General features: G+C 44.6%; 17 protein-coding genes. 9 read left to right on the forward strand and 8 right to left on the reverse strand.

Annotated elements, in window-relative coordinates; translation table 11 throughout:
• Positions 1-163 precede the first annotated feature (163 nt).
• Positions 164-4,078 (reverse strand): endo-1,4-beta-xylanase, encoded by a 3,915-nt coding sequence (locus L870_RS0108945; RefSeq protein ID WP_028517867.1) that lies wholly within the window; start codon positions 4,076-4,078, stop codon positions 164-166.
• Positions 4,079-4,677: 599 nt separating this feature from the next.
• Here L870_RS0108945 and yicI point away from each other — a divergent pair.
• Both yicI and L870_RS17170 read left to right on the forward strand, forming a co-directional pair.
• Positions 4,678-6,981, forward strand: coding sequence for an alpha-xylosidase (gene yicI / locus L870_RS0108950; RefSeq protein WP_028517868.1), 2,304 nt, complete (start codon positions 4,678-4,680; stop codon positions 6,979-6,981).
• Between the two features lie 70 nt (positions 6,982-7,051).
• On the forward strand, positions 7,052-8,236 hold the full coding sequence (locus L870_RS17170) for a CPBP family intramembrane glutamic endopeptidase (protein WP_037271685.1): 1,185 nt from the start codon (positions 7,052-7,054) through the stop codon (positions 8,234-8,236).
• A gap of 31 nt (positions 8,237-8,267) precedes the next feature.
• Here the strand turns inward: L870_RS17170 and L870_RS0108960 are convergent, their stop codons facing one another.
• Positions 8,268-9,260, reverse strand: a complete 993-nt coding sequence (locus L870_RS0108960; RefSeq protein ID WP_028517869.1) for a CPBP family intramembrane glutamic endopeptidase — start codon at positions 9,258-9,260, stop codon at positions 8,268-8,270.
• A gap of 129 nt (positions 9,261-9,389) precedes the next feature.
• Here L870_RS0108960 and L870_RS0108965 point away from each other — a divergent pair, with 129 nt between their 5' ends.
• The 7 genes from L870_RS0108965 (at position 9,390) to L870_RS0108995 (ending at position 18,272) form a co-directional block, all read left to right on the forward strand.
• Complete coding sequence (locus L870_RS0108965; RefSeq protein ID WP_028517870.1) at positions 9,390-11,117, forward strand: ABC transporter ATP-binding protein; 1,728 nt, start codon at positions 9,390-9,392, stop codon at positions 11,115-11,117.
• 8 nt (positions 11,118-11,125) lie between these two features.
• Complete coding sequence (locus tag L870_RS0108970; protein WP_423752172.1) at positions 11,126-13,009, forward strand: ABC transporter ATP-binding protein; 1,884 nt, start codon at positions 11,126-11,128, stop codon at positions 13,007-13,009.
• Positions 13,010-13,144: 135 nt separating this feature from the next.
• On the forward strand, positions 13,145-13,876 hold the full coding sequence (locus tag L870_RS0108975; RefSeq protein WP_155250166.1) for a hypothetical protein: 732 nt from the start codon (positions 13,145-13,147) through the stop codon (positions 13,874-13,876).
• Positions 13,877-14,190: 314 nt separating this feature from the next.
• Positions 14,191-14,640, forward strand: a complete 450-nt coding sequence (locus tag L870_RS0108980) for a hypothetical protein (protein WP_028517873.1) — start codon at positions 14,191-14,193, stop codon at positions 14,638-14,640.
• 214 nt (positions 14,641-14,854) lie between these two features.
• Entirely contained in the window at positions 14,855-15,988 is a 1,134-nt protein-coding gene (locus L870_RS18540) for a CAP domain-containing protein (protein WP_051411481.1), read from the forward strand.
• Positions 15,989-16,201: 213 nt separating this feature from the next.
• Positions 16,202-16,768 (forward strand): RNA polymerase sigma factor, encoded by a 567-nt coding sequence (locus tag L870_RS0108990; protein ID WP_028517874.1) that lies wholly within the window; start codon positions 16,202-16,204, stop codon positions 16,766-16,768.
• A gap of 13 nt (positions 16,769-16,781) precedes the next feature.
• On the forward strand, positions 16,782-18,272 hold the full coding sequence (locus L870_RS0108995; protein WP_028517875.1) for a hypothetical protein: 1,491 nt from the start codon (positions 16,782-16,784) through the stop codon (positions 18,270-18,272).
• Positions 18,273-18,578: 306 nt separating this feature from the next.
• Here L870_RS0108995 and L870_RS0109000 read toward each other — a convergent pair whose 3' ends face one another.
• The 6 genes from L870_RS0109000 to L870_RS0109025 form a co-directional block, all read right to left on the reverse strand.
• Positions 18,579-19,430, reverse strand: a complete 852-nt coding sequence (locus L870_RS0109000; RefSeq protein WP_028517876.1) for a CPBP family intramembrane glutamic endopeptidase — start codon at positions 19,428-19,430, stop codon at positions 18,579-18,581.
• A complete protein-coding gene (locus L870_RS0109005) occupies positions 19,420-20,133 on the reverse strand; it encodes an ABC-2 transporter permease (protein WP_028517877.1) in 714 nt (237 codons plus the stop codon). The genes L870_RS0109000 and L870_RS0109005 overlap by 11 nt, the downstream gene beginning before the upstream one ends.
• Positions 20,133-20,858, reverse strand: coding sequence for an ABC-2 transporter permease (locus tag L870_RS0109010; protein ID WP_028517878.1), 726 nt, complete (start codon positions 20,856-20,858; stop codon positions 20,133-20,135). The genes L870_RS0109005 and L870_RS0109010 overlap by 1 nt, the downstream gene beginning before the upstream one ends.
• The gene (locus L870_RS0109015; RefSeq protein ID WP_028517879.1) at positions 20,858-21,736 is read right to left on the reverse strand and encodes an ABC transporter ATP-binding protein; all 879 of its coding nucleotides are present in this window, start codon (positions 21,734-21,736) and stop codon (positions 20,858-20,860) included. The genes L870_RS0109010 and L870_RS0109015 overlap by 1 nt, the downstream gene beginning before the upstream one ends.
• Before the next feature lies 1 nt (position 21,737).
• Positions 21,738-22,112, reverse strand: coding sequence for a GntR family transcriptional regulator (locus L870_RS0109020; protein ID WP_028517880.1), 375 nt, complete (start codon positions 22,110-22,112; stop codon positions 21,738-21,740).
• Positions 22,113-22,433: 321 nt separating this feature from the next.
• Complete coding sequence (locus L870_RS0109025; protein ID WP_028517881.1) at positions 22,434-23,663, reverse strand: sensor histidine kinase; 1,230 nt, start codon at positions 23,661-23,663, stop codon at positions 22,434-22,436.

The following is a 23,663-nucleotide window of genomic DNA, read 5'->3' on the forward strand; positions in this document are numbered from 1 at the left end:
TCTTGTTCTGATTTGTCCCTTACAATTTATTTTTGGAATTATATCAATCTGAGCGGTGCGTTGTGCAGATGCACCGCCCAGACCAACATCGAAAAGGAATTATGAATTACGTCATTGACCAGCTGTCGAAACTTTCGGAGCTGCATCACTTATTTTATTGTAATCATGAAAGCTTCCAGTAATCGAATTCGCAGTCGCCGCTGAATATCATGTAGATATCCTTAACGCCGTTTACGTTATTCTCTGCAGCTGCGAGTTCGTTCTCGCTGCCGTTGAGTTCGCCGTAACCGATGCAAGTACCTGTTGTAGAACCTACACAGAACTTAACTACTGCGTTGCCGCTGCCCTTGACTGTGATAGAAGATACGCCCTTGCTGAGGTCAACGCCGCTGACCTTGATCCAGTCGCCCTTCTTAGCCTTGACAGTTGTGTTGCCGATACCGCTTATGCTTATGTTCTTAGACTGGTTAGACATTGTCTCAGCCTGTACGATCTCGTATGCGTTGAGATTCTCAATCTGGCTTACACCTGTCTGTGAACCGTTACATGTGATCTTGCCGTTGTTTAAAGTTGCCTTATCGATACAGGGTGATCTGTAGTTAAGACCCTTGCCGCCGTTAACGCCCATACGCATTTCAAGCTGACGTGAGTGATAAAGTACATAGTAGCTGCCCTTGAATTCGATAATTGAGTGGTGGTTGTTACCGCCGTTATCAAGTCTCTGTGTACCTGTGTTCTTGAATACAACACCCTGGTACTGGTATCCGCTGAGCGGATTTGTTGATGTCATGTAACCGATATCAGCATTGCTGAATGAGTTGCCGTTTACATTTGCACCACCAGGAACATTCCAGTTGTGGCAGAATGAATAATACCATGTGTTGCCGATCTTGATCATGCTTGAATCCTCGAAGAGGTAAGGTGTACCGGGATCAATAGGTGTACCTGAGATAGAGATCATGTCGTCGCCGAGCTTAGCGATACGTCCCTGCTTTGTCTGAGCAGCCTGTCCGCTTGGAACACCGCCGCCGTATGCGATGATACCTGTCTTTGTATCAGCATCATAGTAAACGCCTGGGTCGAAGAGCCATGTTACGTTACTGTTAGGTGTATTTCTTGAAATGATCTCGTGACCAAGAGGATCCTTTACATTCTTTGTGAATGTCGGGTCATCAGCTGTGATAACGCCGATACCTGAACCGTTGTTTGCGAAGTAGAGGAAGAACTTGTCCTGTCCGTTGATATTCTTCCATGCAGCATCAGGAGCCCATGCGTTATTAGCCCATTTTGCAATAGGTGTGCCGTTTACTCTTGTTTTTGCAACAGGGATCTGACCGTGGTCAGTCCAGTTTACAAGGTCTGCTGTTGATAAGCAGTTAATATAGCCTGAAGAATAATCATTTTCGATCATCTGACCATTCTTGTATGCGAATTCATCAGCTGTTGTGTAAACGTAAAGTCTGCCGTCATATACCATCCAGCCGGGGTCAGCACCGAAACGCTGAGTATAAAGCGGGTTATTCTCGTTCTGCTTCTTAAAGCTTTCTGCCAGTGAAAGACCGCTGAACTTACCCTCATACTTTGAAGTATCAAGTGTAGGAACTGCAGGCTTGTTTACTGGGAATTCCTTGATCTTGCCAAGGATGAATTCCTGAAGGAGCACAAGGTCAGCAACCTCATAAACTCTGCTCTGGTCAACGTCAGCAGCCTGCTGTGCCTTTGAATCAGAGAAGCCGCCGGCGAGGAGACCCTTTCTTGCAGGGATCATATCCAGTGAGTTGATAACACCGTCTAAGTTAACATCGCCGAGAGTTACTTCAACGTTTGAAGGTGTTCCGGGATCAGATGTTCCTGGATCTGTGATCTCAGGCTGTCCGGGACCTGCGATAACTGTACCTGAAGGAGCGCCGATAGCCTCGTCAATGAAGAAATCACAGAGATTTGTTTCGTCTGTAGTTTCAACATAGATCTGCATATTTGAAGCGCCTGCAGGAATTGTGTATTTTGTATTAGCGAGCTGTACCCATTCGCCCTTAGGAGCTGTGCCTACAGCGATCTGATCGTAATTTGTGCCTGAGCCGTCATCATACTGGAGAGTAAACTTGAACTCTGTATTACCGCTCTGATTTGTCATAGCGTTAACTGAGAAGCTGTAAGTCTCACCGGGAGTGAACATACTTGAATCAAGTGCATATGAAGCACCGTTCCATGAAGATTCACGGCCTGTGCAGTAGAGTGACTTGCTGCCTGCGTACTTAGCTGAGCTGCTTGTTTCAACTGAAGCAGAACCTCTGCCTGTCCAGCTTTCATCTGAGCTCTCAAATGTGTGGTGGAACCAGTATCCTTCCTCGTTTACCTTTGGAGGCTCGGGAGGAGTGTAAGTTCCGCCGCCGTTAGCTCTCGGACCTGTGTATGGGATACCTGTTGTCCACTGGCTGTCAGCGAGCATACTTGTGAGTGTTGTATAAGCAGCCTTTGGCTGGTTGCTTCCGTTGTAAAGAAGCGGCTGATTGCTTCTGCCTGAGGCTTTATCTGTAGCAACCCATGAGTTGTTGTCGTTTGGTCCCCAAACCTGTACGAGGGAAACGAACGGACCGTTTGGATGATTCTTGTTCCAGTCCATAGCATGCTGGAATATAGCCTTATACTTTGTAGCCTGATCGTTTAATGAATACTTGCCGCCCTCTGTTGAAAGGTCAAGCTCAGTGATCTGAACGTCGAGACCGAGGTTGAGGTACTTATCCATTGCAGCGAGGTATGAATTTGTGTCGCCCCATGCGTTGCTTGCAGCGCAGTTAAGGTGTGACTGCATTCCCATACCGTCGATGAGTCCCTTTGCCTGGAGAGGCTTGAGGATAGTATTGATTATACAGTTCTGCTTGTCATTAGCGAACTCGTTATAGTCGTTATAGAAGAGCTGACAGCCTTCCGGAGCATACTTTCTTGCATATGTGAAAGCCTTCTCAACGAAGCTGTTGTTTCCGTAAACTCTTACCCATGCAGATGAGCCGTTCTGACCATTTGTGCCGTTTGTAGGTCTGAGACCGCCCTGTGCAGCAGTACCGTCGTTGATTACCTCGTTACATACGTCGTATGCGTAAAGGTTGAGCTGAGGATACTGGGTCTTGTATGCAGCGAACATATTCTTTATGTAGCTTTCCATACGCTGATCCATAGTAGAGCTGTTTACGTAGCTGCCATTATTACTGAAGTTGCTCTTGAAGAACCACTCAGGAGTCTGGCTGTGCCATACAAGAGTGTGACCTCTGAATGCAAGGTTGTTCTTTTCAGCAAAGTCGCATATAGCAGCACATCTGCTGAGAGAAACCTTAACGTTTGTATCTGTTGAACCGTTCTGAACGATTGTAGCATCTGGCTTTGTCTCGTTCTCACACTCGATAGCGTTGTGATCCTTTAAGATAAGACCTGTGATACCGCTGTTGTTGACTGTTGAACCGTTCAGGATATTACCTACACGGAAGTAAGCACCGAACTCGTCCTTGAGACCCTTGCCGGCAGGTGCTGCGTGTGCCTCCAACGCATCCTTGTCGCCTGTGATGAGGAATTCATCAAAGCAGAAATCCTCTGTAGAGTCGTTTGTGATCTTGAGCTTGAATTCATAGCTGCCTTCTGCTGCTGTGTAGTCGCCCTTGAGCTCTGTCCACTCGCCTGCAGGAACATTCTTTGAATCAAGTTCAACAACAGTTTCTTCCTTTGTCACTTCATCAATAGTAAGAAGTGTGAAATGGAACTTTTCAGCTGTCTCGCTGTAAACCTTAACACTGTAGGAGTATTTATCTCCGCCAAAGAGATAAAGACCCTTTGAAGAAGCAGCACCATCTTCAACAGATGTACGGCCTGATACCTTCATGCCTCTTGACATATCAGCGCCTGCTTCCTGCTGTGCTGTCACTTCTGTGACTCCACCCTCGCCGTACCAGCCTTCATAGCTGATCTCGAAATCGTTATATACGATCTCGGCAGCATATGAGTTTAGTACCAGTTGCGGTAAGGCGGTGACCATTCCTGAAAGACAGCCGGCAGCCGTAAGGCTTGCAACTAACTTTTTAACTTTCATTATTTTCTCCTCCTCATAAAAATGTATATTTTTCGTTCAACGTTATGATATATTTTATATCATTTTATGCTGTTATAACAATTTTACTCTTTTACCTTATTGTTTGCAACCCAAAAAATAAAGATTAGGTGCACAAAACGCAGAAGTGACTGAAAAAACATGGTGTTTTTTGAAATTTTAGTCATGAAATTACTATGCACAGCATAAAAGTACTATTTTGAGAAATGTGTGATATTTTGCGCAAAATGTTATGAATATTTTGCTTTGCCGGTAAATAATTGTTTTATAGAAATATAATTATATAGCTAAAAATCAACAAAATCAAACATGGTGGCAAATATATACAAAAATGCGTGAGCTGTGATGTCCTCTTCGGAAATTTCAGAATATAAATTACCATAAGTAAATAGTACCAGTATTTGCTGTGGTAAAATAATGATATCAGTATATAACGCAAAAATTGAACATTGTTTTTTACACCCGGGGCTAAAAATTTCAAGGCAATAGGTATGGATTGATTGAAAAGTTCATATTTGAATGTTATCATGTTGACTATAACAACAGATTTGTGCCGAGCGCAAATATAAGGAGTGAAAACGATGAAGGTTTCCGATGGATTCTGGCTGAACAAGAACGGCTATGATGTACACTGGGCAGCCCAGATATATGAAACGGAAGCGGACGACCGCAGTATAACAGTTTATGCGGCTACACAATGGATATCAAATAAGGGCATGACTCTCGGCGGTCCTATGCTGACTGTCCGCTTTACGTCCACCCTCGAAAACAGTATTAAAGTTACCATAAGTCATTTCAGCGGAAGCAGCAGAAAAAAGCCTTCATTTCCCATATATGAGGACGGGGACTACAGACCCGTCATAAAAAAACTCAGCGGCGGCGGTTATGAGCTTGTATCGGGGGATACTTCCGTAAGGATAGGCGGCGAGAAAAAGGAGTGGGACATATCCTACTTTTACCGCGGCAGACTGCTTACAAAGAGCGGCTGGCGCACCACCTCAGTCATTACCGAGGAGGAGTGGCACAGAGAGCGGGAAAATTTCGGTGAAAGATTCTTTGCGCAGTCCGATAACGGCGGCGGTACATTTATCCGCGAGATGCTGAATATATCTGTGGGGGAGTATATTTACGGCTTCGGTGAAAAGTTCACCACCTTTGTGAAAAACGGTCAGACTGCCGAGATATGGAACAACGACGGCGGTACCTGCACCGAGCAGAGCTACAAGTCAGTGCCGTTTTTTGTATCGTCAAGAGGCTACGGAGTTTTCGTAAACGAGACGGAAAAGGTAGTTTTCAACGTGGCTGATGAAAATGTCACAAAGACTGCATTCACGGTGCAGGGGGAGTCGCTGGAGTATTTCATTTTCGGCGGCGAGACTATAGCCGACGTAATAAGCCGATATACTGCGCTTACGGGCAGACCCTCACTGCCGCCGCCATGGTCCTTCGGGCTTTGGCTCTCGACCTCGTTTACGACAGATTACGATGAGACAACGGTCAGCGCTTTTATAGACGAGATGCACAGCCGTGATATCCCTCTCGATGTTTTCCACTTTGACTGCTTCTGGATGAAGGAGTTCGAGTGGTGCAGCTTTGAGTGGGACAGGCGGAAATTTCCGGACCCTGAGGCTATGCTTGCGCGGCTGAAAGCCAAAGGGCTGAAGATATGCGTGTGGATAAACCCGTACATCGGGCAGAAAGCCCCTGTTTTCAGGGAGTGCGCGGAGAAGGGCTATTTCATAAAAAACAGGGACGGCTCGGTGTTTCAGTGCGATATGTGGCAGCCGGGGATGGCTCTCATAGACTTCACCAATCCCGAGGCAAGAGACTGGTTTGCAGCTAAAGTACGCGGACTTGCTGAAATGGGTATAGACGCGGTAAAAACCGACTTTGGCGAGAGGATACCAACAGATGTGTGCTATTATGACGGCTCAGACCCTTTCAAGATGCATAATTTCTATTCATACCTGTATAACAGGACGGTATTTGAAGCTTTGAAAGAGGCGAAGGGAAGTGCCTGTCTTTTTGCACGAGCTGCTTCAGCAGGCTGTCAGCAGTTCCCTGTACACTGGGGCGGAGACTGCTTCTCGGACTATGAGTCCATGTGGGAAACTCTCCGCGGCGGACTTTCACTGTGTATGTCGGGCTTCGGATTTTTCTCCCATGATATCGGCGGCTTTGAAGCCGAGGGCACTCCCGATCTGTACAAGCGCTGGACAGCCTTCGGACTGATGTCCACACATTCGCGCTATCACGGAAACAGCTCCTATCGTGTGCCGTGGCATTTCGATGAGGAGAGCTGCGATGTATCACGGCATTTTGTGAAGCTCAAAGGCAGGCTCATGCCTTATCTGTGGTCAAATGCAGTCATTACCCATAAAACTGGAGTCCCAATGATGAGGGCTATGGCAGTGGACTTCACCTCCGACCGCAGTGCGCTTACTGTTGACACTCAGTATATGCTGGGCGAGTCTCTGCTTGTGGCTCCTGTTTTCAGTGAGGACGGTGAGTGCAGCTTCTATCTGCCTGATGCTGGAGTCTGGACGGATATACAGTCAGGGGAGGAGCTGCGAGGCGGAAGCTGGTACACGAGAAAATACGATTATTTCGGTTTGCCGCTCATGGCAAGACCGCGTTCCATAATAGTTTACGGCGATTTCAAAGGCACTGCCGACTATGACTATATCAATAATATGCACATCATCGTATACGGACTTGATGACGGTGACAGGGCTTCTGTCTCTGTTTGCGACCGTGACGGTGAAAACTATGCGGAAATAAAGGCAGAGCGCAGAGGCGATAAAGTGTATATCACGGTTTCGGGGACTGACAAGCCCTTTACGGCTGAAAGTGCTCAGGGATTTGAAATAGTGTCTAACAGATGATTTCCCTCTTTACATTTTTAATGAATTGTGGTAAAATTATTCTCAGATATAAATGAAAGGAAGGGATACGATGACGGAATTTGACGGCACAGCAGACCAGAGAGCGGAGTTCGCAGCCCTTAATCACGAAATATATAATCTTACGAAGCAGCTTGAGGCTAAAGAAAGGGAATATCTCGATTCCACAAAGACCGATCTGTATGACCCTTTCAAAAATCCTACGGAGTTCCGATGGTACAGAGATGACTATTCGGAGATACTGCCGTGGATAACAATGCCGGAGTTTACAGTGCCCTTTGAGCCTGCCAAAGTGGAAAAGGCTGCAATAAGGCATTATTACAATATAGGCGGATTTATACTGCTGATGCAGTTCTTTGTCTCAAATGCACTTGTGATCGGTCTGATATATCTGATAAAGTTTATACTCGGCGCGGTCAATCCCGATGCTTCCGCAGGAGCTATATCGCATTATATCAGCAGCAGCTCAATATTCCCTGCCATAAATATGATCACGTTCCTGACGGCAAATGTGGGATTTGCATTCATAGGACTGAAATGGGCAAAAATAAAGCCTTCATCTATGATAAAAACGAAGGATCTGCGTTTTGGTGATATATTGAAATACTGCCTGTCAGGACTGTTCCTGCTGATCGTTTCGGCGTATATATCATCTGGTATAGAGGATATCTTTTCACAGTACGGATTTACAACAGAGGTATCGGACTTGGATTACGGAAAAACAGGCCTCGGTTTTGCGATAATGACTGTTTACAGCTGTATAATAGCTCCTGTTACGGAGGAGATATTCTTTCGCGGTGCACTGATGAAGATATTCTCCAAATCAAATCAGCATTTCGGAATAATCGCCTCGGCTGTATTTTTCGGACTTGCTCACGGCAATCTTCCGCAGTTTATGCTGGCTTTCCTTGTAGGAATATTCTTCGGACATATTGACATGAAGCATAATTCCATCGTACCTTCGGTAATAGTTCACATCTTCATAAACAGTATGGTGACGGTAATTACCGAATTAAAGGGCGAGGCTGTCCTTTTTGCGGGATTTACACTGCTTATTTTTGCGGCAGCTATAGTGGGACTTGTAATGCTCCTCCTTTTCAGGAAGGAATGCAGGCTTCCTGTGCCGACACCTGCACAGACACGAAGGGGCTTTGCCATAGCAAAGACATCGGTGGGCTGTATAATAGCTTTGGGCGTATATATAGCATATATGACACTTCTTATTTTGACTGAATAAAAAACGGACGGTTATTACCGTCCGTTTTTGCTTATTTATCCTGATGAGCCGTTTCGGTTTGAGGAGTTTTTCCTGCCTTTCTGTACAGTGCAAATGCAGCAGCTGCGATACCGACCGAAAGCACAAGAGTAGTGAAGATGCTTCCCTCTATACCGAATTCTCCGCCTGTAAGGAAGGCTTTATCGGATACCTGAGTTGTGCGGAACACTGACTCTGTATCTCCAGAGCCGCTTACGCTTATGCCGTAGAAATTTCCCTGTGTGAAGTTCCATATGGAGTGTATAGCGCATACTCCCCATATATTATCGAAGAGTATCATGTAAATGGCAGCAAATATGCCGAAAAGAGTGAGATTTATAAACGGGACAGGTCCGAAGCCAGGATTTGCGGCGTGTGCGACTGCAAAGACAACAGCGCTTATTCCCACGGCTAAAGCTGTATGATGTCCGCCTCCGCCTATGGAGTTCATAAGGTATCCGCGGAAGATGAATTCCTCACTCATGCCCTGCACGAAAAATCCCAGCAGGAAAAGCGCAAGGATTCCGTAATCAACATTACTGCATACCGCTATGCTGTTTGCACCGAAAGCAACGCTGAGAAGCGTTATTGCGCTCATCATTGCTATTCCGATAATAATACCGGTAAGGTAGTGCGGTACAAGTCCTTTTTTTCTTGCGCCCATTGAGCGTACAGGTCTCATTTCCACGCAGCGGCAGTAGAATATTGCTGCGATAGTGCCGAATACAGTTGATAAAAGGGAAGGTATCATTACTTTCGGTACAGCCGATACCTTTGTGGCTATCTTCATGGACTCTTTCAGAGTGAAATTCTGTGTATTGTCAAGATATCCCTGTTTTCTCATTTCCTCAAGCATGGGCTTTGTGGTTATTATCGAAGGGATAATGGATTCAAGTATGAATATTACTCCGAAAACTACTATAAAAGCGAGCAGTATGGCAAAAAGTTTTTTTGAAGTGTGAGTCTTTGACGCTTCGTCAAACATTTTGGGTCTGTAATTCAACATTCAAACACCTCCGATATCCATTTTACTATAGTATACGGGACTTGTCAAGGTGTCTGCTTATTTGACATCATGGTGCGGAAATGGTATAATAAAAGTTAGACTAAATTCAAAACAGAAAGGGGAATGCCGATGTATAAGACTATTTTTTCAAACATCGGAAAGTACAAAAAACAGGCAATTCTCTCGCCTGTGACCATTATCGGAGAGGTACTCATGGAGGTGCTTATCCCTATGGTAATGGCACTGATAATCGACAACGGTGTCAAAAAGGGGGATATCGGCTACGTTGCAAAAATGGGCGGACTCATGGTGATCATGTCTGTCTGTTCGCTTTTCTTCGGCGCACTTGCGGCAAGATTCAGCGCAGTTGCGGCTATGGGCTTTGCGAAAAATCTCAGGAGCGCACTTTTTCGAAAGGTGCAGGGCTTTTCCTTTGCAAATGTGGATAAGTTCTCCACAGCTTCACTGACAACAAGACTTACCACAGATGTTACCAATATACAGAATGCATTTATGATGTTCATACGTATGGCGTTTCGTTCGCCTATAATGCTCATATGTGCTACCTGTATGGCTGTAAGGCAGAACGCAAAGCTTTCCATTGTATTTCTTTTTGCAATACCCGTGCTTGCTTTTGCGGTGTTCTTTATTATTTCAAAGGCACATCCGCGCTTCGGAATTATGCTGAAAAAGTACGACGGCATGAACGGAAAGATACAGGAAAACCTCATCGGTATCCGCGTTGTAAAGGCTTTTGCACGTGAGGAATACGAGAAAAAGAGCTTTGAGGAGAATACCGACAGTGTACGCCGTGCGCAGTTTGCTGCGGAAAAGCTGGTAATACTCAATATGCCTATCATGCAGCTTGTAATGTACGCAAGTATAACGGCTATACTCTATTTCGGCGGACACATGGCAGTTGAAGGAAATATCGGTACAGGTGAGCTTTCAAGCTTTATCATGTATGTCGGACAGATACTTCTTTCACTTATGATGATATCAATGCTCTTTATCACCTTCGTTATCTCAAGAGCATCGCTCCAGCGTATATATGAGGTGCTTGCGGAAGAGCCTACCATAAAGGATTCGGAAAACTCAGAGGTATCAGCTGAGGACGGCTCCATACGCTTTGAGAATGTGAGTTTCAGCTACTACGATGATATGGAAAATCTGGCACTTGAGAACATCGACCTTGATATAAAGTCGGGCGAAACTATCGGTATTATCGGCGGTACAGGCTCGTCAAAGACCTCGCTGGTACAGCTTATTCCCCGTCTTTATGATACGACAGAGGGAAAAGTCATCGTAGGCGGTCACGATGTAAAGGATTACGCCCTTGAGACCCTGAGAAATCAGGTTGCTATGGTATTGCAGAAGAACGTTCTCTTCTCGGGCACTATCAAAAACAATCTCCGCTGGGGCAATGAGAATGCAACTGATGAGGAGATCATCGAAGCCTGCAAATCAGCCTGTGCTCACGATTTCATAATGGGCTTCCCTGACGGCTACGACACCGATCTGGGACAGGGCGGCGTAAATGTTTCGGGCGGACAGAAGCAGAGGCTGTGTATTGCACGTGCGCTTCTGAAAAAGCCTAAGATAATCATTCTTGACGACTCAACAAGTGCTGTTGATACAGCTACCGACAGCAGTATACGCAAAGCTTTCAGTGAAAAGCTTGCAGACACTACGACTATCATCATAGCTCAGCGCATATCCTCTGTCATGGACGCTGACCGCATCATCGTAATGGACGGCGGCAGGATAACCGATATCGGTACTCATGATGAGCTTATGCAGTCAAGTGAGATATACCGCGAGGTATATGACTCACAGCAGAAAGGAGCTGATGAATAATGCCTCCTATGAAAGAAATGAAGCCAATGGCTAAGCCTGAAAACACATTTGCCGCATTGAAGCGCATTTTCAGTTATATGCACGGCTTCCGAATACAGTTCGTATTTGTTGTTGTCGGAATATTTTTCAGTGCCTTTGCGGGAATAGCAGGTAACTATCTGTTAAAGCCTCTTATCGACAACCTTGAGGACGCTTTCAAGACAGGTCACTGGAAGTACGGTAAATTCATCGGCATACTTACGGTCATGGCCGTGATATATGCTGTGGGGGCGCTGTCATCGCTGTTTTATCAGCGAATGATGATAAAGATATCAACAACTACTCTCATGCGCATAAGAAACGACCTTTTCTGCAAAATGGAGATGCTGCCCATACGCTTCTTCGACAAGCACACTCACGGTGAGCTTATGAGCCTTTTCACCAATGATACGGACGCTATCCGCGAGATGCTCAGCAACAGTATTGCCCAGTTCATCAGCTCCGCCATAACTATAGTCGGCGTATTTGCGGCAATGCTCATATACAGCTGGAGACTTACCATACTTGTTGTGGCTGTGCTGTTCGTTATAGTCAAGGTCATAGGCTTTGTGGGTTCACGAAGCGGTAAGGGTTTTGCTGCGCAGCAGAGAGCGCTTGGTAAAGTAAACGGCTATATTGAGGAAATGATAGACGGACAGAAGGTAGTAAAGGTATTCTGCCACGAGGACAAGGCTGCCGAGGAGTTCGATGTACTCAATGAGGAGCTCTGCAAAGCGGCTACTCACGCAAATACATTTGCCAATGTCCTTATGCCTATAATGAACAACCTTTCCTACATACACTACGCTATGACTGCTATTGCAGGCGGTATCATGGCGGTAAAGGGCATAGGCGGCATGACTGTGGGTACGGTAGTATCCTATCTGCAATTCACACGTTCCTTCTCACACCCGATAACACAGGTGTCTCAGCAGCTCAATTCCGTGCTCACAGCTCTTGCAGGTGCTGAGCGTATCTTCCGCGTCATAGACGAAGAGCCTGAGACAGATGAAGGATATGTTACACTTGTAAATGCAGATATCGCCGCTGACGGCACTATAACCGAGACTGACAAGCGTACAGGCAGATGGGCGTGGAAGCACCCTCACAAGGCTGACGGTACTGTGACATATAAGGAAGTCCGCGGAAATGTGGAGTTTGACGATGTGGTGTTCGGATATGAGCCCAATAAGACGGTACTCAACGGTATTTCCCTCTATGCAAAGCCCGGACAGAAAATAGCTTTTGTAGGCTCTACGGGAGCAGGAAAGACTACCATAATCAACCTTATAAACCGATTTTACGATGTGCCTGAGGGCAAGATACGCTACGACGGCATCAACATCAACAAGATAAAGAAGGACGATCTGCGCCGTTCACAGTCAATAGTTTTGCAGGATACACACCTTTTCACAGGCACGGTCATGGAGAATATCCGCTACGGAAAGCTTGATGCTACCGATGAGGAGGTATATGCAGCTGCCAAGCTGGCTAATGCCGACAGCTTCATACATCATCTTGAAAACGGCTATGATACTATGCTCACAGCCGACGGTGCAAACCTTTCACAGGGACAGAGACAGCTCCTTGCTATCGCCCGTGCCGCAGTTGCAGACCCACCCGTGCTTATCCTCGACGAAGCTACAAGCTCTATCGACACACGTACAGAGGCTCTTATCGAAAAGGGTATGGACTCTCTCATGGAGGGAAGAACGGTATTCGTTATCGCTCACAGACTGTCCACAGTACGCAATTCTCATGCTATAATGGTCCTCGAACACGGTAAGATAATCGAGCGCGGAAACCATAACGAGCTTATTGCTCAGCACGGAAAGTATTACCAGCTCTATACGGGAATGTTCGAGCTGTCGTAAGTTATTTTACACAATTCATTTTTTTGCCGCAGAAAAAAGTTTGTTTATTAAGCAGCTTGATTCTGCGGCATTTATCGTGTATTATTAATATAGTGTTTTTGGAAAAACTATATGATTTCAGAAAGAGGACAGGATATGAAGATCAGAAAAATATTCGCAGTTATCGCTGCCACAGCTATGATCTGTGGAGCAGCTGCTTCATGCAATGAAAAGGTAAAGACCAGCAAAGAGGTCGAAAATAATATAAACAAGGCTGCTGCCCCCTCCGACCTTTCGGGAGTTGATTTCGAGGATACCGTTACAGCAGGTACAGGCGATGCTTACCTTGCTATAGCTGATAAGGATTTCAGAATGCAGTATCTCGGCGGAAACGATGAAAACAATCAGCTCACCTTTGATGCGGGAGTAGTACATATAGACGGCAACGGAGACTATAAAGTAAGCGTAAATGCAGATACAAAGGGCTTCAGATACAGAGCTACAGGCGATCCCGATAAAGAGTACAAGCCAAACGGACTGGAATATGCTGCCGTTATAATAGAAGACGGCGAGACAGCTGTCCCGAATGCGGTAATTACGATAAATAAGGTAAAGGTGGACGGAAAGGACATTGACCTTAAAAAGAAGAGCTTTACTTATACAGATTCAGGCAAGCTCCGTTCAAATATCTTCAATGAATGGATAAGCGATGACGGTCTCCCTGATGATTCAAGATGTGAAAAGGGCGCACTTTTCAATAATTACGACAGCTCTTCACCTTCCGATATCAACGACGGAAGCTATTCTGCGCAGCTTGTGGATACAGGCGCATTCAAGGAATGGACTAAAGTCGAAGTAGAGTTCAGTATTTCCGGACTTGACAAATAACACATATTTTCCCGAAATCCTCACGGTTTTTACCTGAGGATTTTTCTTTTCATTCAGTTTTCTGTCACAGAATGCACATATCGGGGTTATATAATAACATCATGGAAAGAGAAAAAGCAGCCTTTAAAAGCTGTATAATTAACAGACATCTTCTATTTTTCATATAAACCACCCTAAAGGGAAAGCACTCGTATGCGGGTGCTTTTTCTGTTTTAAAAAAATACTTTTAAACATTATTGACAAATAATCAGTAGTGTGATATAATGAAATTACAGCAAAATCACTGAAAACAACCATAAATGGAGGAAAAAACAATGGATAATAATAAAACATCTAAAGTAGTTGCAGATTTTTGTGAGATACTCAAGGAAAGAAACGTTCCTTTTGAGGTAAACGATCATGACTCAAATATGCTGAGATTCCGCACAAAGCTGCCGAATATTGACAATGTGGCACCGCTTGTGTTCATTCATGTAAACGGCGACACAAATGCTCTTTCACTTGCACTTAGTCAGATGGCACGTTTCGGCGAGATAAATCTTGATGTATGCAAGGCTATAAATGAGTTCAATTCAGACCCTGAGTGTTTTGGCTGCAAGATGTTCATAGACGAGCGCGGAGAGCTTATCGTTCTTGTAAATGCTGTAGTTACAGGAGATGCTCCTGCCAAGCTTGTAGAGGATTATCTTAACATATCTATCCTCTGCATAGACAAGCATCTCGGAAAAATTCTTGAAATAATTAAGAATAGCGAAAATAATTAATGATATATAGGCAAAAATACGAATTATTTTTCGGATAAAGCAAAATCAAATCTACGTTTTGTATAATATTTATTGTACAAAACGTAGATTTTTCTTGTGAAATTCGACAGTTTGCATCAAAACCTCTTTAAATTTATATTTATTTGTGCTAAACTATAATCAACAAAGAGTTTATAGATTATGAGCATGAAAAAATATAAATGGAGGTGTTGGTATGAGAAAGATCAGAAAAATATATTTGAAGGCAATGGCGGCTTTATTATCATTAGTGATGACTTTAGGCTTTATGTCTTATCGTCCTCAGGTCACTCATGCCGCAGAGGATCAAGACCTTAAAGCGATGGCTGATGAGATAATAATCCTTGTTAATGAAGCAAGAGAAAAAGCCGGTTTAAAACCTTTAAGAGCTGTTCCGTATCTGAATGACAAGGCGCGTGAACGTTCAAGAGAGCTCATATTTGATTTCAGTCATTATCGCCCGGGCACCAGAATATTCTATCTTTCTGACGAAAGAGAATTCGAGCTGGATAACGTCAGCGCAGAGAAAGCTGAAGAGATAGCTGCTCGTCTTGACGAAAAATGGTGCTTTGCAACATGGAGCGAGGACATGAAAACCTTCAGAGTCGATGCGAAGAAAAAAGACGATGTTGAAGGCGTTCTTATAGCCGAAGGTGTGGGATTTTCTTTCAGAGAAACATTATACGGTCTTGAAGACAAGGTAACGGAAAATAAGATCGTTGCAACATGGAGCGAGGATAAGAAATCATTCAGCGTTGATAAGAAATACGAAGAAGCTGTCAACAAGCTGCTGAAAAACGAAGCTGTAAAATACAGCATGGGTGATCTGTTCATAACAATAATTGATGCAGGGCTTGTTCCTTATTCAAGAGCAGGAGAGAATACAGCAGGCGGTTCTGATAATGCAAAAGCTACCTTCAAACAGTGGGAAGGTTCACCTGTACACTGGCACGCAATAATGAATCCTGATTATACCCATATCGGCGTTGGAGTATCTTATGAGAAAGACAGTACATTCAGATATTACTGGGATCAGATCTTTATAACTACAGATAAAGAGTTCGACGATCAGTATATCCCCGAAAGCACAGAGACAGTTCCTGTAGGTTCAGGCGATGTCAACGGTGATAAGGAGATAAATTCTTTCGATCTTATCACTATAAATAAGTATCTGGGCAAGGAGATCGAGCTTAATGAGCTTCAGAAGGAAAGTGCGGATCTTCTTCAGGACGGCATGATAACTGCTGCCGATGCGATCGTGCTCAGAAAGTATATCCTCGGCAAATACCGTACAATACCTGTTACGATGGATATGTTTTTGAATGGATAGATAAAGAAGAGGGAAATATAGAAAAGTGTGTTCATGGTAAAAGCAGCTGAGAGATCAGCTGCTTTTACTTTTACTGCCGACTTGCAGAGAGAAGTAAAAAGTGGTATTATCATTTAGGAAAAAAATATTTTATTTTACTGTAACATTTCATACAGGCAGTGCGAATGTTCTTTATGAAAGGTCGATCTTACAAATAATCAAGGAGGAATGAGTATGACAAGCTATGAGCTTAAAGCAATGCTTGAGCGATCACCTGCGGAATGCCATAGAGCACTTGTTAAAGAATACGGAAAATATGTCTACGCGATAGTTTTCAATAAACTCAGGATATGCGGTACAAAGGAAGATATAGAAGAGTGCGTGAGCGATGTATTTGCAGATATATTTTTTAAATATGAATTCGATGAAAACTGTGACCGCGATATAAAGGGTTATATCGCAACAGTTGCAAAGAGGAGTGCAATAGACCGCTTCAGGAGCCTTACATCAAGAAATAATCATACCGTATATTCAGATGATGACGATATGCAGGAGCTTGTCTCGGACTTCAGCGTTGACGAGCGCGTTGACCGTTCTGAACTCCGAAGAGTGCTTCTCAACAAGATTGATGAACTTGGCGAGCCTGATTCAACAATACTTATACAAAAATTCTACTATAATCGTAAATCATCGGAAATCGCCAAGTCAATGTCCATGACAGATGCTTCGGTCAGAACAAGATGCAGCCGCGCAATAGCGAGGCTGAGAACAAAGCTTGCAGAAGCAGGTATATCAAGGTAAAGGGGGAGAAGCTATGAAAGATAGAAATATATTCGATATACTCGGAAATGCAGAGGACGATTCTATGGAAAGACTTACTGAAAAATGTCCCGACATAACGGATGAACAGATCGAAAAGATCATCGCTATGAGCGAAAAGAAGTATAATGCTAAAAAGAAAGAAATCCTTAAAGACAGAACAGAGAAAGATAATTATATCAATATGACAGAAAATGATACTGTGGAAGGTGTTGAACGCGTTCACAGACCCGTATGGCTCACACCTTTGGCTACAGCTGCATCACTTGTACTTGTTGCAGGTGTGGTTCTTGGAAGCATGGCTATGTTCCGCAAAAACAAAACAGGAAAAATTGATACAGGCGTTATTGAACCTGCTGTTACAGCTACTACAACACAGGTATCGGGTACAACTCAGATATCAACAGATAAGAACGGTTCGACTATCACAACTACGGTGACAACGACTTCGCTTTCAAAGACAACAGGTAAAGCTGACGGCACAGGTGCAGCAGGCGGTGCTTCGGGAAGCGCTGCTTCTGAAAATGAAGAAATAAAGGCACTGGCAGGTCAGTGGAAGTATCAGGAGTCGCAGTATGATTTTATCCCCGGCAGTATAACCGAAAAGGGTACTGTAGTTATAAACGAGGACGGAACATACAGCTACAACGGTACAAATGAAACAGGTACAGTAAAGATCGGCGTTGAGAAAATGGGCGGATCAAGCCTCAAGACTGTCAGCTTCTATAATGGTTCAAGCTACAGCTTCGGCGGATATTATCAGAACAACGAGTGGATATCTATTGGAAACGGCGGTATCTCACGTCTTGTACGCGGTTCAAAGGCTGATACTTCAAAGGACGCTGAATATATCTCATACCAGAATACAGCAAAGAGCCTTATTGAAAAGTATTATGATACACATTATCAGATCATGTTCAGATTCCCACAGTACAGAAACATGAATGATACCATTACTTTCAATCTTAGAGATCCTAATCTTGAGGCTGGTATAAGAGATGTAACATATGCACGTATAACAGGAAAAGGTCTTGAACTTAATTCAAAAGCTGACGTTGAAAACTATGCAAGAAAAGTTTACTCAGATAGTCTGGCAGCAAAAGAGTTGGAATATCTGAACGATGACTACGTAGTAATAAGCGACACGTACAAAAATGGCGATCATATAGATGAGACAGGCGTTGCACTTGAAGATCTGCTTGCGTTTAAGAACTTTATTTTCTATAAGGGCAATATGTATGTGAATACATCTTCTGTACAGGCAGGCTGGCTTGGATATACATCTGCTAATGAGCCTATAATCATAAGTAACGTGACATCAACATCTTTCAGAGCATATGCACCCGGTATTTGGGGTGAGAATAATATGGGCTGCGATATAGTTGATTTTGTGTTCGAGCCTTCAGTTAATGGCTGGAGAATAAATAATCTTCAACCAGAGAATTACTCTGTATACGGTGAAAACCTTCCCGGTCTTGACAGCTGATATCAAAAGCCCCGACTTAACCGTGGTACTTGTATAGAAGTTTATATTAATTTATCGGCGGCCCCCATTCTGATGAAAGGGGTTCCACCGAACCTGAAGCATATTCTTAGGGAAGTATACTATTTACTATGTCTCCGAGGGAGTGATCCCTCGGAGATTTTCGTTATCGGCTTATATTTTAAATGTCTCGATCATAATACCGCCGAGCTTGATTCCCTTGTCAGCTAAGAAAGAGAAGTATTTTTCGTTTTCGGAGACATTTTCAAATAAAAACGCTCTCAGCCTATGCTGAGAGCGTTATCACTGTTATGCAGTTTGTGGTATTTTCTTCTTTTCCCGCAGAAGCAGCACCACAAAAAACATCGCAATTATGATCATAGGAACATATTCCAAAACATCCGTCCATGATGGAAGAGACGCAGCTTCGGGGATATTGCCCATCCCGAGCAGTTCCGCGATCGCACTCTGGCTCGCATTGCCCATTGCGTGTGCCAAAACTGCCGGCCAGACGGAATCCGTCTTTTTTGTCAACCACAGATAAAAAGCGGCGTATCCGGGCATGATGAGCAGGCGTCCGCCGACAGACTTCATCGTCTCGGAAAGCGTTTCCCTGCCCGCCAGATAGCCCTGCATATCCGATGGCAGATGCCAAAGACTCCAGACGGCACCGCCGATCAGTACCGTACCGATTATGCCGACAAGGGGTTCAAGCTTCTGATTCATGTATCCGCGCCAGCCGAGCTCCTCGCCGATGAGTCCGGCGGACATAACTGCTCCCTGTGCCGCCAGCATCAGGACAGCTGTCACAACATTGTTGAGCGTGAAGCCGCTGAGCCATTCGCTGTGATCGCAGATGATGATTGCCGGAATATACATCAGCGCTGTACAGAGGAGCGGCAGCGCAAATGCAAGCAGATAATACCGGATATTTTCTGTGAGATGCAGATGCAGCTTCATATTGCGGAAGCCCTCTTTTGTGAGCTTTCGGGTGATGAGATTTGCAAGTGCCGGCGCTGCACAAAAAAGCTCTGCCACTATAAAAAAGCCCGTTTGGGAAGCGTTCATAAGCTTGAAGTATACAAACGGCATTGCAGAGGAAGCAGCAACGATAAGCAGATATATGCCGAGCCGTTTGATATTCTCTTTTTTAGTGGTCATACTGCTCCACTCCTTTCAGATAGACCCTGCACGAAATACGGTAGGATAAGTAGTAAGCTGTGAGCGCGATCATGCATACGATACCCAGTGCCAGCGAGATATTATCCTCGGTGAACAGCTTTTCGCCGGACTCGTACAGGATAACGCTGAAATTTCCGGCATTAGTCAGTATCAGCACCGATATTATGATGACGAACGCGATAGAATAGATGAGCTTGGTGATACCGCCCTTTTTGTTGCCGTATCTCAGCGCGAACGGAATATCGGTCGCACGCAGTATTATCTGCAAAAATGCGAGAGGGACGGCAACTGACGATATCGAGCCGGTCAGCTCCCAGCCCTTGTCCGCGGCTGCCGCACAGAACAGCCTGTCGAATGTTTGCAGGCTCGTTATGAACAGCACGATCATCGCAAAGACCATTTCGTATTTCACTCGGATAAAACCGCGGTAGCCTTCCGGCGTCGCGGTGATCCAGTACCCCCATATCTTTCGGTCATCGCCCATGAGCACCATTGTCTGTATACCTCCCGCTGCAAGGAAAGCGATAACGGTGCATATTATGCGGAAATTATACATCTCATCCGTATTGGTGACGATATCTCTGTTGTAGAGTATCATTATGAAGGGCAGCAAGCCGCAAGCTATCATCAGCAGAATGAAAAAACGGTTATGCTTCCATTCCTTGTATACCAGTCCCGTCATTACGGCTCCCTCCTTTCGTAGGCTCTCCACAGCACGATGAAGTACGCTGTACACACACACACAAATAAAGCAAGCGTGAAAACTGTAAATGAAGCCGTGCCCATTATTTCAAGAAGCTTCTTTGCCTTTTCGATCAGCCTTCCCATACCGGAAGAAGCGAGCGTCCTGCTGATCAGGATATACAAGACTACGACCGCAATACTTGCGATAGTGCCGTACTTTTTTATATCCTTCTCGTCTTTTGCGAGCATCAGGATACCGTTGTAAACAACGCTGAAAAGGGAGAAAGCTGTCGTAAGCATCAGGAATTGGTTCATCACAGCAAGTACGTCCATGCTGCCGGAAAAAACGTTTACCAGCACACAAAACGCTACTGTCAGCACGCCGAACACCAGAACGTACATCAGCTTCACGAGCATATCGGCAGCTGCGCACTGTAAGGCAGTCGGCGGCAGAACTATCCTGTAGCGCCTCCAGCCGGAGTTTATGTCAGCCTTTCCAAGTTCGTTGTCAAGACCTGCTCCCGCTCCGCCGACCATTGCCACCATCACACCCAACATATTCACTCCTGAGCTGTCCGCGGCTGTGTCAGTTCCCTCATCACCTGAAAGAATGACAGGTATGAGCATACAGATCAGCATGAGCAGGAACAGTATCAGCATTAGAAGATAGTGCCTGCGCGTCAGCTTCAATTCCCTGTAAATAAGCGACTTATAGAGTTTCATCACGACCACTCCTTTTCGTCCTTGTGGACATAGTAGAGCATGATATCGTCAAGTTTTGCCGGGTCGATCACGCAGTCACGGTATTTGCAGCCTGCATTCTCACGGTCATTCACCATGATCTCTGCGCCGAAACTGTTTGTGCGTATGCTGACTATATCTTCAGTATCTATCTCTGCGAGCTTATCTTTGCCGCATTTGAGTATACCGTGGCGCTCAATGATCTCGTCCTTGTAACCCGTGAGGAGTATTTTGCCCTTGTCGATGAAAGTCACCATATCGGCTATCTTTTCAAGGTCTGAGGTGATATGTGAGGACATCAGGATAGAACGTTCGCCGTTTTGAAGATACTCCATGAAGATATGCAGTATCTCGTCACGCACGACAGGGTCAAGTCCTGTAGTCGCTTCGTCCATGACAAGCAGCTCTGCATTGTGGGAAAGCGCACAGGCTATCTGCAATTTCATTTTCATACCCTTGGAGAACTGTCCTATCTTCTTTTTCTCGGGGAGCTGAAAACGCTCAATATACTTTAAATATGCGGCATTATCCCATTCGGGGTACATACCCTCGAATATTCGTGACATATCCCTTGCGTTGAATATATCGTGAAATGGCAGCTCGTCAAATACTACAGCGATACGCTTTTTTATCGTCGTTTCGTCCTTGATATGGTCAAGACCAAGCAAGCGTATCTCTCCGCCGTCAATATCGGTGATGTGCAGCAGGCTGCGGATAGTTGTAGTTTTACCTGCGCCGTTCTGCCCGATAAATCCCATGATACAGCCCTTGGGTATATCAAAGCTTATATTATCCAGCGTAAATCCGTCATATTTTTTAGTAACGCCCTTGATCTCAACAGCGTTTTCATAGTCATTCATATTATTCCCCTCCGTTAACAAGGTCGAGCAATTCATGAAGCTCCTCCATTGTAACGCCTATCTTGCGTGCTGAATCGCCTGCCTCCATGAGCAGAGATTCTATACGCTTGATCTGTTCTTCACGATAAAGCTCAAGATTCTGCGCCTTTACGAAAGATCCCTTTCCCGTATAGCTTTCAATAAAGCCGTCACGTTCAAGCTCCTCATATGCGCGTTTAGTTGTCATAAAACTGATACGGAGCTCAGTTGCGAGTATTCGCATAGAGGGCAGAGCTTCGCCCTCTTTGAGTTTTCCCTCCAGTATCATAGTCTTTATCTGGTTTGCTATCTGTATATAGATAGGCTCGCCAGAAGAGTTGCTGATGTTGATATTCATTTTTAGTGTACACTCCTTGTGGTTATATAACTTTACCTGCTTTCCGGACAGCAAAGTCTAAATTGTATAACTACCTTTTATACAATTATATCAGCTGTGTTACACTTTGTCAAGTGGTTTTTGAAAAAAACTAAGAAAGCTTCAAAAAAAGACGATACTTGTCATAAATCAGTATCGTCTTTTGTCCTATTCAGTTTGATTGCTCTTTACTGCGATAAGAGTATGCTGCATCCCTTTTCAAAAGGGGGGCTCTCAATAATCGGTATAAAAGCTTCTATATAAACATCACAGTAAAATCGGGGATTTTTCTATGTAACCATATCATGTTTGTTTTGGACATACGGCTGTTATGTTCATACAGCCCGAGGATATCTCGGCGTAAATACTTCCGCCCATAAGCTCCATGAGTCTGCGGCATATGTACAGTCCAAGTCCGCTGCCCTGCTGAGAGCCTGTATTCGAGCCGCGCCAGAAGCTGTCGAAAATATGCGGCAGTTCCTTATCGGGAAGAGTACAGCCTGTATTTGTAACAGTTATAAGACGGCAGTCCTCTTCATCAGAGAAGCTCACAGATATGCTGCTGCCGTCCCCGTACTTCATGGCGTTTTCGATGATATTCTGCAATACCTCTTCCAGTCTGTCGGCGTCGCCGTGAAGCATACAGTTGCTGTATTCGTCTATACTGAACGACGTACCTATGACGGACAGCTTATCGCTGTAGTATTTTTTTATTCTGTTTATGACATCTGCCAGATAGAATTCGGAGCAGCGCACATCAAAGTCAATGACCTCACCGCTGAGATTGCTTGAAAGCTCGTTGACTATCCTTTCTATTTCATCGGCTTTTTCGTTTATGCTTTCAGCAGCGTCTGCCTGCTTTTCGGGTGAGGAATATATCCCCTTTGAAAGAGCCTTTGAATAGAGCTTTATGGCGGAAAGCGGGGTTTTTATATCATGTGACAGTGAAAGAAGAAATGTCTTTTCGTTCTTTGCATATTCAAGACTTTTCTGACGGGAGTGCTCAAGCTCCTCACGAAGCATATCAAGTCCCCATATGAATTTGCCGAAAAACCTGCTTTTGTGCTCTTTCAGCGGAATAACGAGATTTCGCTTTGAAAGCTGTTCAGGCAGGCTGCTGAGTTCGTTGAAGGGCTTCAGCAGTTTTTTTCTGATGTACAAAAACACAGCAAGCATCAGCAGCGTGAAAGCTGCAAGAACAATATCCAAAGTAATGAGAAGCCTGTTGCTTTTCTTGGGCTTGTCATTATATTCGATGCGGTACAGCTTGTTGTTTATCTCTTTGATGAAGTATTCATTTTCCGAGGCATAAAAGCTGTTATCGCCGCTGAATTCATATATTCCGAGTATATTCGGGTAATCGTCCGCACTGACCTGTTTGCCGCTGAGAAGCTCCTGTTCGATGCGGTTAGCTTCGACTTTATAAAGCGGCACAGAAGATGTATTCTGTTTCAGCAGAACTACATTTACAGTAATAAAAAATGCAGTCATAATGACGATAAAAACAGCTATTATCTTGTCGAAGCTTTTCAT

Origin of the sequence: Ruminococcus flavefaciens ATCC 19208 (genome assembly GCF_000518765.1) — a bacterium.
GTDB classification, from domain to species: Bacteria; Bacillota; Clostridia; order Oscillospirales; family Ruminococcaceae; genus Ruminococcus; species Ruminococcus flavefaciens.

Coding starts and splice junctions, on each gene's coding strand:
- L870_RS0109025 (WP_028517881.1), bottom strand. CDS start 23,663: ATGAAAAGCTTCGACAAGATAATAGCTGTTTTTATCGTCATTATGACT.
- L870_RS0109020 (WP_028517880.1), bottom strand. CDS start 22,112: ATGAATATCAACATCAGCAACTCTTCTGGCGAGCCTATCTATATACAG.
- L870_RS0108945 (WP_028517867.1), bottom strand. CDS start 4,078: ATGAAAGTTAAAAAGTTAGTTGCAAGCCTTACGGCTGCCGGCTGTCTT.
- L870_RS0109005 (WP_028517877.1), bottom strand. CDS start 20,133: ATGACGGGACTGGTATACAAGGAATGGAAGCATAACCGTTTTTTCATT.
- L870_RS0108990 (WP_028517874.1), top strand. CDS start 16,202: ATGACAAGCTATGAGCTTAAAGCAATGCTTGAGCGATCACCTGCGGAA.
- L870_RS0109010 (WP_028517878.1), bottom strand. CDS start 20,858: ATGAAACTCTATAAGTCGCTTATTTACAGGGAATTGAAGCTGACGCGC.
- L870_RS0108975 (WP_155250166.1), top strand. CDS start 13,145: ATGAAGATCAGAAAAATATTCGCAGTTATCGCTGCCACAGCTATGATC.
- L870_RS0108965 (WP_028517870.1), top strand. CDS start 9,390: ATGTATAAGACTATTTTTTCAAACATCGGAAAGTACAAAAAACAGGCA.
- L870_RS0108980 (WP_028517873.1), top strand. CDS start 14,191: ATGGATAATAATAAAACATCTAAAGTAGTTGCAGATTTTTGTGAGATA.
- L870_RS0108960 (WP_028517869.1), bottom strand. CDS start 9,260: ATGTTGAATTACAGACCCAAAATGTTTGACGAAGCGTCAAAGACTCAC.
- yicI (WP_028517868.1), top strand. CDS start 4,678: ATGAAGGTTTCCGATGGATTCTGGCTGAACAAGAACGGCTATGATGTA.
- L870_RS18540 (WP_051411481.1), top strand. CDS start 14,855: ATGAGAAAGATCAGAAAAATATATTTGAAGGCAATGGCGGCTTTATTA.
- L870_RS0108995 (WP_028517875.1), top strand. CDS start 16,782: ATGAAAGATAGAAATATATTCGATATACTCGGAAATGCAGAGGACGAT.
- L870_RS0109015 (WP_028517879.1), bottom strand. CDS start 21,736: ATGAATGACTATGAAAACGCTGTTGAGATCAAGGGCGTTACTAAAAAA.
- L870_RS0108970 (WP_423752172.1), top strand. CDS start 11,126: ATGAAAGAAATGAAGCCAATGGCTAAGCCTGAAAACACATTTGCCGCA.
- L870_RS0109000 (WP_028517876.1), bottom strand. CDS start 19,430: ATGACCACTAAAAAAGAGAATATCAAACGGCTCGGCATATATCTGCTT.
- L870_RS17170 (WP_037271685.1), top strand. CDS start 7,052: ATGACGGAATTTGACGGCACAGCAGACCAGAGAGCGGAGTTCGCAGCC.